Here is a 338-nt window from a genome sequence, read left to right as displayed (position 1 = left end):
CTGGAGCGACGGGGATGACTGGAGCGACGGGGATGACAGGCGCGACGGGGATGACAGGCGCGACGGGGATGACTGGAGCGACGGGGATGACAGGCGCGACCGGAATGACTGGAGCGACGGGAATGACTGGAGCGACGGGAATGACTGGAGCGACGGGAATGACTGGAGCGACGGGGATGACAGGCGCGACGGGGATGACTGGAGCGACGGGAATGACAGGCGCGACCGGAATGACTGGAGCGACGGGAATGACTGGAGCGACGGGAATGACAGGCGCGACGGGAGTAACAGGTGAGACCGGGATGACAGGCGCAACAGGAATGACAGGCGCGACGGGA

1 protein-coding gene is annotated in these 338 nt (G+C 65.4%); it reads left to right on the top strand.

Annotated elements, in window-relative coordinates; translation table 11 throughout:
- Positions 1 to 14: 14 nt before the first annotated feature.
- A partial coding sequence (locus tag AC6ROY_RS25505; RefSeq protein ID WP_500103361.1) for a hypothetical protein occupies positions 15 to 338 on the top strand: 324 nt, incomplete at its 3' end.

The organism is Paenibacillus sp. sg306046 (assembly GCF_059821225.1).
The sequence above is the reverse complement of the archived record's forward strand: the minus strand, read 5'-3'. Positions and strand labels throughout refer to the sequence as shown.